The following is a 10,889-nucleotide window of genomic DNA, read 5'->3' as shown; positions in this document are numbered from 1 at the left end:
GGCAGCGGCCGCCGCACCGCGCTGGTGACTCCGTCGCTGGCACGGGCGGCGGCCGTCCGTTCACTCGACGGGCGGCCGTATCCGGTAGTGCGCTGCACGAGCGGTCGCCCGATCGGATCCACGATCGATTCGAGATCGCTGATCGTCTTGTAGGAACCGTTGTCCGCACCGGCCATCCGGCTGATCGTCTCCTCCATCAGCGTGCCGCCGATGTCGTTGACCCCGCCCTGCAGCACCGCGCGGCAGGTCTGCTCGCCGAGCTTGACCCAGGAGCACTGGATGTTGTCGATCAGGCCGTGCAGCAGCAGTCGCGCCAGGGCGTGCACCGCCCGGTTCTCCCGCGCGGTCGGGCCCGGCCGCGCCAGCCCGGCGAGGTAGATGGGCGAACTCTGGTGGATGAACGGGAGCAGCACGAATTCGGTGAACCCGCGTTTTCCGGTCTTCTCCAGGGCGCGGCGCTGCAGATCGGCGATCAGCTTGATGTGCCCGACCCAGTGTTCGGGGGTGTCCACGTGCCCGTACATCATCGTGGATGTCGTCGGGATACCCAGCTCGTGCGCGGTGGAGATGACCTCGATCCAGCTGGAGGCGGGCAGTTTGCCCTTGGTGAGCACCCAGCGGATGTCATCGTCCAGGATCTCCGCGGCGGTCCCGGGTAGCGAGTCCACGCCCGCCTCCTTGACTCGGCCGAGCCAGTCCCGGACGGACAAGTTGGTGCGCGAGGCACCGTTCACCACCTCCATCGGGCTGTACGCGTGCAGGTGGATGTCCGGGCGGCGGCGCTTGACCTCCTCGGCGAGGTCGAAGTACGCGGTGCCGGGCATGTCCGGGTGAATACCGCCCTGCATGCAGATCTCGGTCGCGCCCGCTTCCCACGCCTCGTCCACCCGGTCCCCCACCTGCGCAAGAGAAAGGGTGAACGCGTCGGCATCGGTACGCCGCTGAGCGAACGCACAGAACCGGCAACCGGTGTAGCAGACGTTGGTGAAGTTGATGTTGCGGGTCACCACGAAGGTGACGTCGTCCCCGCAGGTCTCGGCGCGCAATCCGTCCGCGAGCCCGGCAAGGGCCTCGAGTTCGTCCCCGTCCGCGTGCAGCAGGGCCAGCGCGTCGGCATCGGAGAGCCCGGCAGGGTCCTTCTCGGCGCGCCGCAGGGCTTCCGCGATCTCGCCGTCCATCCGGCTCGGCGCCGTGGCCGGCTTGACCTTGCCACGCAACTGTTCCCAGTCCCCGTAAACCGAATCGAAATCACTGCGCCGGTCGCTGCTGCGGCCCTGCGAGTCGACCTCGACGTGCAGTTCGGTGCGCCCGTACTCGGCGAGCCCACCGTCCGGTTCCTGCCACGGAATCCCGACCGGCGCGGCGTTCTCGCGCACCAGGCCGGTTTCCGGATCGGCGAGGGCATCCACGTGCCCGCGCAGCCGGGGATCCAGCCAGGGCTCGCCGAGGCGCACGTACTCCGGATAGATCGGCAGCCGTTCGCTCATCGTGTACCCGGCGGCCTCGGTGTGCTTGGTCAGCTCCTCGATCTGCGGCCAGGCCAGTTCCGGGTTGACGTGATCCGGGGTGACCGGGGAAACCCCGCCCCAGTCGTCGATTCCCGCGCGCAGCATCAACTCGTACTGCCTGCCGATCAGGTTCGGCGGGGCCTGAATGCGCATCTTCGGGCCGAGCACGAGCCGGGCGACCGCGATGGCCGCGGCCAGTTCCTCGAGTTCGGCATCCGGTACCGCGCGCATCTTGGTGTCCGGCTTCGCGCGGAAGTTCTGCATGATGACTTCCTGGATCCCGCCGTATTCACGGGATATCCGGCGGATCGCGAAGATCGACTCGGCGCGCTCGGTATGCGTCTCCCCGATCCCGATCAGCAGTCCGGTGGTGAACGGCACCGAGGTGCGGCCCGCGTCCTCGAGCACGCGCAGCCGGACATCCGGATCCTTGTCCGGGGAGCCGAAGTGCGGCCCGCCCTTCTCGGTGAACAGTCGGCGCGCGGTGGTCTCGAGCATCATCCCCATCGAGGCGGCGACCGGTTTGAGGCGCTGGAAATCCTGCCAGCCGAGCACTCCCGGGTTCAGATGCGGCAACAGGCCGGTTTCCTCCAGCACCCGGATCGACATGGCCCGCACATAGGAGAGCGTGTCGTCATAGCCGTGCGCATCCAGCCATTCCCGGGCCGCGCTCCACCGGTCCTCCGGACGGTCGCCGAGGGTGAACAGGGCCTCGGTGCACCCGGTGGCCGCGCCCTTGCGGGCGATGTCGAGCACCTCGTCCGGGGAAAGGTACGGGGATTCCAGCCGTCCCGGAACGGTGACGAACGTGCAGTAACCACACCGATCCCGGCACAACCTCGTCAGCGGGATGAACACCGAGCGGCTGTAGGTGATCACCTTCGGGCGGTCCAGCTCGGCGAGGCCCGCATCCCGCACCCGGCTCGCGTGCTCGGTGAGCGTCTCGAGTTCGGGCCCGCGCGCGTGCAGCAGCACCGCGGCCTCGTCCACGTCGATCGTCTTGCCGTCCCTGGCCCTGGCCAGCGCCCTGCGCACCGCGGACGCGTTCGGTTCCACCATGCCCACGACGCTAGGCCGCGGTGACCGCCCGCTTCCACCACCCGGCCGGGAGATCGTCCGCGGCGCGAGTGTTTGTGCTGCTCGCGGCTTGCCAATCGGGTGTTCCGCGCGTATTACCTAAAGTGTGTCCTCGATCATCGGCAAGCACATCGGCGGGCGCACCTACTACTATCTGGTGCGCTCCGAACGGGTGGACGGCAAACCCCGGATCACCGAGCAGCGCTACCTCGGCACGGGCGAGGACATCGCGGAGGCGGTGGCCGGGTCCGCGGGTGCCCCGCGTTCCACCCGGCATCTGCGGTTCGGGGATGTCGCCGCGACCTGGTCCACCCTGGGGAGGCTCGGTTTCGTGGACACCGTGGAGAAACTGGCCCCCGGACGCGGGATGGCGCTGGCGCTCGCGGTGCTGCACCGGGCCACCGCCCCCGGCCTCTCCCTGGAACAGTGGTGGCGGGATTCCGCGGCTGCCCGGTTCGTCCGGCCCCGGGTTCGGGCGGATTCGGTCAGCGACGCCGAATTCTGGCGGCTGGCGCGGCGCCTGTCCGCGAACCGGCTGGCCGCCATCGAACAGGCGCACGCCGCGCGGTTGCTGGAACACCTCGGCGCCGGGGAACCGGTGACCCTCGCGGTGGATGTGCCGAACTTCGACCTCGCCCTGCTCGTCACCAGGGACGGCGCGATTCCGCTTGTCTCGTACACCGAGGGGACGCAGGCGCGGCGCGGCGAACCGTTCGAGCAGACCGCGGCCCTGCTCGCCGGGCGACTCGGGGTGCGCAACCATCCGACGGTGGTGTTCGACGCCGAGCAGCGCGCCGGTCTGCACGGGCGTTTCCTCGGCGCGCTGCCGATCGGCGAGTATCCCGGGCTGCGCACCAGGCCCGCTTCCGCGCGGACTCCGGTGGATCCTTCCCGGTTCGCCGGTCTCACCGCGCTGGACACCAGGGAACTGGTCGACGGGGGCAACCGGCGCGTCGTGCTCACCCATTCCGAACGGCTGCACGCCGCCCAGTCCCGTGCCTTCGAGAAGTCCCTGCGCACCGCGACCCGCAGGCTGGACGGTCTGCGCGGACGCCCGCGTGAGCACATCCGCGCCGAGCTCGCCCGGATCACCCGGGATCGCTGGGTGGACCGGGTACTCAGCACCGCCGTCTCCGGGGATTCCGTCGAATGGCGCATCGACGAGTTCACCCGTGCCCGGGTGGACGAGGACTACTTCGGCAAGCAGCTGCTGGTCACCTCGCACGAGGACTGGTCGGTGGCCGAACTGGTCACCGCCTACCGCGCGCGCTATCACCTGGACGGCACCTTCCGGATGCTCCAGGGCCCGGCGAACCCGCCCTGGCGCTGGACCCCGCATCGCAGCGCCGTGCACGAACTCATCGGGGTGCTCGCCGCCGGTGTCGTGCACCTCATGCGGCACGAAGCGGCCGAGCACGGCATCGACCTCTCCGCCCGCGAACTGCTGGAAACCCTGGGCGGTATCGGGGAAACCGTGCTGAAATACCGCTCCACGGGCGGCCGTCCGCGCACCGAGCGGCTGCTCACCGAACTGGACGAGACCGCGCGCTCGCTGTTCGAGTTGTTCGAGCTCGACCGCTATGCGCCACGGCGGCCGTAGTGGCTACTCGCGCGCGGGCGACAGGTACAGGAATTCGGTGACCTTGGCGAGGGTGAGCACGACGCGAACGGGTGCCGGCACCGCGGCACGGTCGGGCTCCACGGTGAGCGCGGGCTCGGTCAGCCGGTGCCTCCGGCGACGGGTGACCAGTTCGCACTCCCCGGCGGCGAGCACATTGCGCACCCAGTCGGTGCGGGATCCGTAGGTCAGCGCCACCACGAATCCCGGGTGCCCGTCGCGACGGCGGAACACGCAGATCGGGTTGTGGTACTCCCGCCCGGAACGCCGTCCGCGGTGGTAGATCACCCCGAAGGCGGGACACCACGGCGCGAGGCGGCCTAGGATGGGGTTGGTGACGGTCCGGTTGAACCGGGCGAGCCGGGTGGACAGGGGCATCGCGGGCTCCCTTCGGAGGATCGATGGTCCGGTCAGGCGTGCGTGCGCTCGGCCGGTTCGGGGGTCCAGGGACGCAGCCGGGGCCGGAAGGCGGGCACCGCGCGCCGGTACTCCTCGTATTCGGCACCGAATCGGCGGGCCAGGGTCGGTTCCTCGTACCAGTGCACGAACGCCGCGGGGGCCGTGGCCGCCGCGGCCGCATAGATCAGCAGCCGGAAATTCCCGAACAGCAGCGCCTGGCCGAGGATGGCCAGCAGCAGCCCCACGTACATCGGATTGCGCACGTACCGGTTGAACCCCGTCACCACCAGGCGCTCGGTCGGGGCGGCCGGGATCGGGGTGCCCTCGGCCTTGACGAACTCGGCGAACGCCGAGGTCGCCGGGACCAGTCCGGCCGCGATCAGCACCGCGCCGGTGACCCGGGCGGCGCCCCAGCCCGGCAGCGGGCGACGGAACCGCCACCGGGTGATCAGCCAGGGGATCAGGCCGACGACGGTCCCCGGGGCCGCGATGTAGAACGCTCCGCTCAACAGCGCCGCCTTCGACTTCTGCATCAGCTTCCTCCTCGGGTGTTCCCGGACGGCGCCACCGCGCGCACGAACAGCTCGGCGAGCTCCACGCAGGCCTGGTCGAGCTCGGGACCTTCGGCTGCCGGACCGCTGCCGAGCAGCCGTCCGGACACCAGATACAACAGGATCGGTCCCAGAAGCTGGCTCAGCAGCGGCAGCAGTGGCCGCCTGCCGATCCGTCCCGCGCGCATCTCCTCCCGCAGCCAGTCGCCGATGCCCGCCATGGCCCGGGGGAAGTACTGCTCGATGAGCCGGCCCGCCGCCCCGTCCGGGCGGCTCAGCGCGTCGGCGAGCAGCGCGGGCGCCACCCGTGGCTGCCGGGTCAGACCGGTCACGAACGCCCGGTAGACCGCGCACACCGTCTGCCGCAGGTCTTCGCCGGAGCGCGCCAGAATGGCCTCGATGTCGAACAGCGGGGTGTAGCTCTCGTAGACTTCCGCGAGCAGGCCGTCCCGCCCGCGGAAGGTGACGTGCAGGCTGTGCACCGAACACTCGGCGGCCCGCGCCACCGCCTCCAGAGTGGTCGCGGCCAGGCCCTGTTCACCGATCAGCACGGCGGCGGCCCGGATCGCCCGCTCCCGCACGGGCTCGCGTCCCCCAGGATCCACTCCCGCGGCGCGCACCGCCGCGTCCAGTGCCCGGCGGGATCCACCAAGGCGGCGCACCAGCGTGCTCCGGGAGATCCCCGCCTCGGCGGCCACCGCGGGCAGCGAAACCTCGGCGACGTCCTGACCGCTCGCTTCGGCCGCGCGGATCGCCGCTCGCACGAGCTCGGCGGGCACCACATCGACATCTGACATGGTTACCAATGTAACCGCAACCCGAGTGTCACGCCAGTTCGATCCGCGCGGGCCGGATGCCGCCGTTGCTCAGCCGGTCAGCGTCGCGGCGAGCTCGGTGAGCAGGTCCGCCCGGTGCTCCTCCAGGTAGAAGTGGTCCCCCTGGTACTCCCGCAGCGCGAACGGGCCCGTGGTGTACTCCGCCCAGCCGCGCACCGAGTCCAGGCGCGTGCGGTCGTCCTCGGTACCGAGCAGCGCGGTGATCGGGCAGGAGAGCTTTCCGGAGTGCCCGTCCACATACCCCTCGGCGAGCTGCAGATCGCTGCGCAGCGCGGGCACCACGAGCTCCCGGATCTCCGGATCGGCGAGGATCTCGCTCGCCGAACCACCGAGCGAGGTGATGTTGCGGACCAGCACCTCGTCGTCGGGATCCAGCAGCGTGGGGAATCCCGAGCGCAGATGCGGGGCGTTCGCACCGGAGAGGAACAGGTGGGCGATCCCGCCGACGGTCTGCGCCGTCTCGTACGCGATGAAGGCCCCCATGCTGTGCCCGAACAGGGCGATCGGCTTGTCCCGCAGGGCTTCCAGTTCACCCGCGAGCTCGGCGACCATCAACGGGGCGTCCTCGACCAGCGGCTCGGTGAACCGCTCGGCCCTTCCCGGATACGCGACCGCGTGCACCTCGACGGACTCGCTGATCTCCTGCTGCCACGCCCGGAAGAACGGCGCGGAACCGCCCGCGTGCGGGAAGCACACCAGCCGGAGCTCGGCGCCGGGGCGCGGGAAATAGCACCGCAGCCAGGTCGAACGACGCGCGGTCCCCTGCTCGCTCACGAATCCTCCTCGCTGGCGCTCGTCAGGCCCGCGAGCGGCGCTGCTGTGCCCAATGGTTCGCTCGCAAGCTCGCTCGCCACGCCCTCCTCGCTGGCGCTCGTCAAGCCCGCGAGCGGCGCTGCTGTACCCAATGGTTCGCTCGCAAGCTCGCTCACGAATCCTCCATCGCCTGGATCAGGCTGTTCGGCCGCATGTCCGTCCAGTTGCGTTCGACGTACTCGAGGCAGGCGTCCCTGGTGTCCTCGCCGTGCACCACGGTCCAGCCCTCGGGCACATCCACGAAGTTCGGCCACAGGGAGTGCTGGCCTTCCTCGTTGACCAGAACGTAGTAGCTGCCGTCGGGGTCCTCGAACGGGTTGGTCATGCTCTTCCCTTCCTCTGCGCCAGCCGCGCGCCGATCACGGCGAGCGGTCCCTGCTCGGTCATCTCCGCATGCGTGCAGTCGACCTCGCACACCTCGATGTCCCCCGCGACGTACGGCTTCCAGTCCGTATGACTCGCCGGTACCTCCCCGGCCCGCCGTGCCGCGGCGAACAGCAGCATGTCCCCGTCATAGTACGGAGGCTCATGCGTGCGCGCGATGTGATTGAGATTCAGGTACGCGGCGTACATCCGCTCGATGTGCTCGGCCCGCAGCCCGGCGAACACCCCGCCCGCCCCGGTGAGCATCCGGGCCGCGCCCGCCGCGTCCAGCCCATCCCCGGCGGGGGTGAACCCCAGGTCCCTGGCGAGCCGCGCGATACCCACATCCGGATCACCGAGGGCCGCACCGTGGGCACGCATCGGGTAGGCGTCCATCAGCGCCAGCAGTTCCACCCGCTCGCCGAGCTCCCGCAACCGGGCGGCGATCGCGTGCGCGAGCAGTCCACCGACCGACCAGCCGAGCAAGCGGTACGGACCGGGTGCGAGCGCGCGCATCCGCTCCGCGTAGTCGTGCGCCGCCTCGGTGAGGGTGCCCGGCAACGGCTCCTGTTCGGCGATACCGCGCGCCTGCAGGCCGTACACCGGACCGTCGACGTGCCCGAGCAGTCCGCTGTAACACCAGGAGAGGGCCACCGCGGGATGCACGCAGAACAGCGGCTCCCCCGCCCCCTCGGTGCGCAGTTCCAGCACCGGCTCCAGCGGCGGTTCGGTCTCGCCCTGCTCGTCGAGCCGCGCGGCGAGCCGGGCCACGGTGGAGGCCTCGAACAGGGCGCGGATGGGTACCTCGATCCCCAGTTCGGTGCGGGCGCGGGCGGCGAGCCTGGTCGCGAGCAGCGAGGTGCCACCGAGCTCGAAGAACCCTTCCTCGGCGCCGACCTCCTCGATGCCCAGCAGTTCGGCGAACAACGCGGCCAGCCGGTGTTCGAGCGGGCTGCGCGGTGCCCTGCCCTTCGCCGCCGCACGCCCCGGTGCGGGCAGCCGTTCGCGATCCAGCTTGCCCTGCACGGTGCGCGGCAGCCGGTCCAACTCCACGAACGCCGCGGGCACCATGTAGTACGGCAGGCGCCGTTCGAGGTCACCGCGCAGCCGCTCGCTTCCCGGCATCCGGTCCACCGGAACCACGTAGCCGATCAGCTGCCCGCCGTGGGCACCCTCGTGTACCACGCAGGCCGCCCCGGCCACCCCGTCCTGTTCGGCGAGCACGGCCTCGATCTCGCCGAGTTCGATCCGGTGCCCGCGCAGCTTCACCTGGCCGTCCGCGCGCCCCAGGTACTCCAGCCGGCCCGCATCGTCGCGGCGCACCAGATCGCCGGTGCGGTACATCCGCCCGCCGGACGGACAGGCCACGAACCGGCTCGCGGTCAGGCCCGGGCGGCCCAGGTAGCCGCGGGCGATCCCGGCCCGCGCACCGGTCAGGTAGAGCTCCCCGGTCACGCCGTCGGGCACCGGTCGCAGCGCGCCGTCGAGCACGAGTGTTCCGGTCCCTGGAATGGGCTCGCCCAGATGCACCGGATCCCGCTCCGCGAGCGTGGCGGTGAGGCTGAACACCGTGGTCTCGGTCGGCCCGTACACGTTGAGCAGGCGGCGCCCGATCGCCCAGCGGCGCACCGCGTCGGCGCCGAGCGGCTCCCCGCCGAGCAGCAGGGTGCCGATGCCGAGTTCCGTGGCGGGCAGGCTGCTCAGCGCGGACGGGGTGAGGAAGGCCGCGTCCACCCGTTCCCGTTCGAGCAGTTCGGCCAGCCCCGGACCGCCGTAGAGCTCCGGCCCCGCGATCACCATGGTCGATCCGGTATGCGCGGCGAGCAGCAGTTCGAGCACCGAAGCGTCGAAGCTGGGCGAGGCGAACGCAAGGGTGCGGGATCCGGCACGAATCCCGGCGTGCTCCCGGATGTGCTCGGCGAGGGCGGCGAGCCCGGAATGCGTGACCAGCACGCCCTTGGGCATTCCGGTCGAGCCCGAGGTGTAGATGGCGTAGGCGGTGTTTTCCGGGCGTGCCACGGAAACCGGAGCTTCCGGCCGGGCGGGGAACACCGGGCCGAGCCAGGTGCCGTCCAGCCCGGCGGCGAGTGCGCCCTCGCTGATCCCGAGCACCGGCTGCGCCTCGGCGAGAATGCCGCGCACCCGTTCACGGGGCAGTTCCGGATCGATGGGCAGCACGGCGGCGCCCGCCTTGGCGATCGCCCACACCGCGGTCAGCTGCGCGGTTCCGCGTGGCAGCAGCACCGCGACCAGATCCTCCGGACCGGCTCCCCGCGCGGCGATTTCGTGCGCGAGCCCGTTCGCCCGCGCGTCCAGCTCCGCGTACCGCAGTTCGGTGCCGTTCTCGCGTACCGCGGGCACTTCCGGATTCCGCCGCGCCGCCGCGCTCAGCAGCTCGCCGAGCGTGCGCGGCTCCGCACCCGCGCGCGGCGGTGTGTGCGCCCGTTCGTGTTCGGCCGGGGTGAGAATGTCCAGGCGGGCCAAGGGGTCTCCCGGCCGGTTCGCCACCGCGTGCAGCAGCCGCTCGAGCCGATCGAACAGCGCATGGGCCGCCGCCTCCGGCACCACGTCCGGCCGATGATCCAGCCGTAGCCACAGCCGCTCCCCGACAGCCGCGACGAGGGTGACCGGATAGTGTGCGGCATCGGTGAGTTCCACCGCGCCCACCCGCAGTTCGCCGAGCGAGCCGGTGACGTTCGGCGCCGGGTAGTTCTCGAAAGCGGTGATCGTGTCGAACAGCCGCTCGGCGCCCGCCACCTGCTGGATGTCGGCCAGTCCGAGGAAATCCTTACCGAGCAGGCTGTTCCGCTCCCGGTGCACCCTGGCGAGCAGCGCGGTGAAGCTCTCCGCCTCGCGGATCCGCACCCGCATCGGGACAGTGTTGACGAACAGCCCGACCATGCGTTCCACCCCGGCCAGTTCCGCGGGCCGGCCGGAGTTCACCGAGCCGAACACCACATCCGTGCGGCCGGTGAGCCTGCCGAGCAGCACCGCCCAGCCCGTCTGCAGCACGGTCGCCATGGTCACCCCGCTGCGCCGGGCGAGCTCGGTGAACGGGGCCGCGTCCAGGGTCCGGGTCAGCTGCCGCGGCCGCTGCGTCCCGGAACCGGGGGCCAGCAGGGTCGGTCCGTCGAGCCCCGCGAGATGCTCCCGCCAGGCCGCACGCGCCGCCGCCGTGTCCTGATTCGCATACCAGGCAAGGAATTCCTTGTACGAAGGTGCAGGCGGCAGCCGGTCCGCGCCGAGGTAGTGCGCGAAGAACTCCTCGGCGAGCACCGGCATGGACCAGCCGTCCACCAGCAAGTGGTGGCAGGTGAGCACGAGCGCGTACCCGGGCCCGGTGCGGGCGAGCACGAACCGCAGTAGCGGCCCGTTACCGAGCGCGAATCCGGTCTCCCGCTCGGTCTCCGCGAGCGCGGTGAGGTCCGCGGTCTCGGTTTCCCGCCACGGGGCACGGCATTCGCGTGCGATCAGCTGCACCGGCTGGCCGGTCTTGCGGCGGCGGAAACTCGCCCGCAGCCCGGGATGTCTGGCCAGCACCGCGTCCGCGGCCGCGCGCATGGCGGGCGGGTCCACCCTCCCCTCCAGATGCACCACCAGCTGCGAGGTGTACACGTCCGCGCCGGGTGCGCTGTCCTCGGCGTGGAAGAACATTCCCTCCTGCAGCGGGGAAAGCGGCCAGATGTCCGCCAGCTTGCCGGTCATCGCGCTCGCTCCCTGGGCG

8 protein-coding genes are annotated in these 10,889 nt (G+C 71.1%); 1 reads left to right on the top strand and 7 read right to left on the bottom strand.

The window, feature by feature from the left end:
• A partial coding sequence (locus AD72_RS15730; protein WP_037346013.1) for a bifunctional FO biosynthesis protein CofGH occupies positions 1-2,567 on the bottom strand: 2,567 nt, incomplete at its 3' end.
• Positions 2,568-2,691: 124 nt separating this feature from the next.
• Between AD72_RS15730 and AD72_RS15725 the strand changes: the two genes are divergently transcribed.
• On the top strand, positions 2,692-4,185 hold the full coding sequence (locus AD72_RS15725; protein ID WP_031467260.1) for an IS1634 family transposase: 1,494 nt from the start codon (positions 2,692-2,694) through the stop codon (positions 4,183-4,185).
• Between the two features lie 3 nt (positions 4,186-4,188).
• On the opposite strand, the gene AD72_RS15720 is transcribed toward AD72_RS15725, so the two are convergent.
• From AD72_RS15720 to AD72_RS15695, 6 genes are all read right to left on the bottom strand, one after another.
• Complete coding sequence (locus tag AD72_RS15720) at positions 4,189-4,581, bottom strand: PNPOx family protein (RefSeq protein WP_031467259.1); 393 nt, start codon at positions 4,579-4,581, stop codon at positions 4,189-4,191.
• A gap of 32 nt (positions 4,582-4,613) precedes the next feature.
• The gene (locus AD72_RS15715) at positions 4,614-5,135 is read right to left on the bottom strand and encodes a methyltransferase family protein (protein WP_031467258.1); all 522 of its coding nucleotides are present in this window, start codon (positions 5,133-5,135) and stop codon (positions 4,614-4,616) included.
• Positions 5,135-5,950: a TetR/AcrR family transcriptional regulator gene (locus tag AD72_RS15710; RefSeq protein WP_031467257.1), complete on the bottom strand. Its 816-nt coding sequence runs from the start codon at positions 5,948-5,950 to the stop codon at positions 5,135-5,137. The genes AD72_RS15715 and AD72_RS15710 overlap by 1 nt, the downstream gene beginning before the upstream one ends.
• 69 nt (positions 5,951-6,019) lie before the next feature.
• Entirely contained in the window at positions 6,020-6,763 is a 744-nt protein-coding gene (locus AD72_RS15705; protein ID WP_031467256.1) for a thioesterase II family protein, read from the bottom strand.
• A gap of 151 nt (positions 6,764-6,914) precedes the next feature.
• The gene (locus AD72_RS15700; RefSeq protein WP_020501849.1) at positions 6,915-7,127 is read right to left on the bottom strand and encodes an MbtH family protein; all 213 of its coding nucleotides are present in this window, start codon (positions 7,125-7,127) and stop codon (positions 6,915-6,917) included.
• Positions 7,124-10,870 (bottom strand): amino acid adenylation domain-containing protein, encoded by a 3,747-nt coding sequence (locus AD72_RS15695; protein ID WP_031467255.1) that lies wholly within the window; start codon positions 10,868-10,870, stop codon positions 7,124-7,126. The genes AD72_RS15700 and AD72_RS15695 overlap by 4 nt, the downstream gene beginning before the upstream one ends.
• Positions 10,871-10,889 lie beyond the last annotated feature (19 nt).

Source organism: Sciscionella sediminilitoris, from assembly GCF_000737195.2.
Classification (GTDB): domain Bacteria; phylum Actinomycetota; class Actinomycetes; order Mycobacteriales; family Pseudonocardiaceae; genus Sciscionella; species Sciscionella sediminilitoris.
This window is presented reverse-complemented; position numbering and strand designations above follow the sequence as displayed.

Coding starts and splice junctions, on each gene's coding strand:
- AD72_RS15720 (WP_031467259.1), bottom strand. CDS start 4,581: ATGCCCCTGTCCACCCGGCTCGCCCGGTTCAACCGGACCGTCACCAAC.
- AD72_RS15715 (WP_031467258.1), bottom strand. CDS start 5,135: ATGCAGAAGTCGAAGGCGGCGCTGTTGAGCGGAGCGTTCTACATCGCG.
- AD72_RS15710 (WP_031467257.1), bottom strand. CDS start 5,950: ATGTCAGATGTCGATGTGGTGCCCGCCGAGCTCGTGCGAGCGGCGATC.
- AD72_RS15700 (WP_020501849.1), bottom strand. CDS start 7,127: ATGACCAACCCGTTCGAGGACCCCGACGGCAGCTACTACGTTCTGGTC.
- AD72_RS15695 (WP_031467255.1), bottom strand. CDS start 10,870: ATGACCGGCAAGCTGGCGGACATCTGGCCGCTTTCCCCGCTGCAGGAG.